Genomic DNA, 1,737 nt, shown 5'->3' with positions numbered 1-1,737 from the left:
GCTCTCGCGGTCGCTGACCTCCATGATCTCACCATGGGCTTGAATGAAGTTGAGCACGGCGCTCCGGCGGCGATCACGCTCTGGCGCATGGCGCGATCGAACATCGAAGACGTGGCGRACACKATGCCGACGACGTTCAGCCATGACTCTGTCATTCAGCCGATTTGCATGGTCGCGGAACTCTCGATGAAAGCGGCTCTCGTCTGGGACGGTGTTGACCCTCAGTCCTTCAGGAGAGGAAAGGACGGGCACAATCTGTCGCTGCTTGCCCTCCGMATGGCGGGCACGCGGCCACATCGCGACGACGCGCGTGTCCAAGCCGTTGTTGCCGCGCTGCCGCCCTATGTCGAAAGCCGATACAAGCCTGCAGGCTTGAAGCGGCTGCAGGTCGTCAAGCTCGCTTTGGGTGTACAGTTCATCGCGGCATCGAGCTTGCGGCGCATCGCCAGCGCGGATCTCGCCCTTCAAATGGAGAACGACGATTGGCCTGGGCCGCGGCAGACTTTCGTACTCTAGGGTTAGATCGTGACTTTCTCCGTCTAGCAAAACCTTTCGCCGTGATCAAAATTACACTCTCATAGAGTGCAAATGCCGCATTGATTACTTAGTCACGTCGGACAAGCTCGGTGCGGAATGCTATTGATAGAATCACAACTAGGCGGGGCTTTCGGGGGGTATTGTGCGCATCGCTCGKGTTCAAATCGAGAATTTTCGGGGAATTAAGCAGGCCGAGGTCCATTTTTCTGGAACATCCGTCCTGCTCGGCGACAAMAATACCGGGAAWTCAACAGTATTCGAGGCGATAGAACTCGCCATCGGCGCAGACCGATTGGCCCGGACGCAAGCCATCGACGAGCACGACTTTTACGGCGGCGATTATTTGCCCGTGGAGGGCGCTCTACAAAAACACATCAAGGTTGAAGTTGTCATTGCAGCCTTGGATGAGCAGCACTGCACGAAGTTCCGCAACAATCTMGAATTCTRGCGGCAGGCCGACCGCTCGCTCCTCGGGGCCGGTCAGGGAGTAAATCTTGGCCAGCCCGGCATCGAGCCCGCGGTCCGCATCCGCTTCGAAGGGGCCTACGACCCGGAGAACGATGACTTCACCGCCAAGACATGGTTCGCCGTGCCACGGCATGAGGACGGCACATCCATCAATGAGTGCCGTTCCAGCGACAAACGCGAATTCGGCTTTCTTCACCTTCGCGCACTGCGAACCGGGAACCGAGCGCTCTMGATGKAACGTGGCTCGCTCCTGGACATCATTCTCAAGACCTACGAAGTGCGTACCCGCATGTGGGAAGGGCTGCTGCGGCAGCTCCGCKACCTCGATGTCGTCGGCGCCAACGACCCTGAGTTCGGCCGCATTCTGACCGCCATTCGCGACGCTATGCGCKACATCGTCCCGGGCGAATGGGCCGATGCGCCTCATCTTCGCGTCTCGGAATTGACGCGCGAGGATCTGCGGCGCGTCCTGAAATCCTTCCTCGCGACCGGTGTTCCCGGTTATGCCGCTCCCTTCCAGCATCAAGGCTCAGGGACGATCAACGCGCTGGTGCTCGCCATGCTGGGGCTGATCGCCGAGCGTCGCAACGGTCGCGTCATCTTTGCGATGGAGGAGCCCGAACTCTCACTTCCACCCCACGTGCAGAAGCGCGTCGTCGACAAGGTCAGAGGCATCGCAGCCCAAGCCCTMTTCACCTCACACTCCCCCTATGTGATCGAGCAGTTCCAGCC

1 protein-coding gene and 1 pseudogene are annotated in these 1,737 nt (G+C 59.5%); both read left to right on the top strand.

What is annotated here, in order from left to right:
- Nucleotides 1–516, top strand: a pseudogene (locus QD357_RS32045) (hypothetical protein); the annotation flags it as partial.
- Between the two features lie 163 nt (nt 517–679).
- On the top strand, nt 680–1,737 hold a 1,058-nt coding region (locus QD357_RS32040; RefSeq protein ID WP_414126040.1), incomplete at its 3' end, for an ATP-dependent nuclease.

The sequence above is a fragment of the Rhizobium sp. BR 317 genome, from assembly GCF_047445835.1.
Taxonomy (GTDB): Bacteria; Pseudomonadota; Alphaproteobacteria; order Rhizobiales; family Rhizobiaceae; genus Rhizobium; species Rhizobium paranaense.
This window is presented reverse-complemented; position numbering and strand designations above follow the sequence as displayed.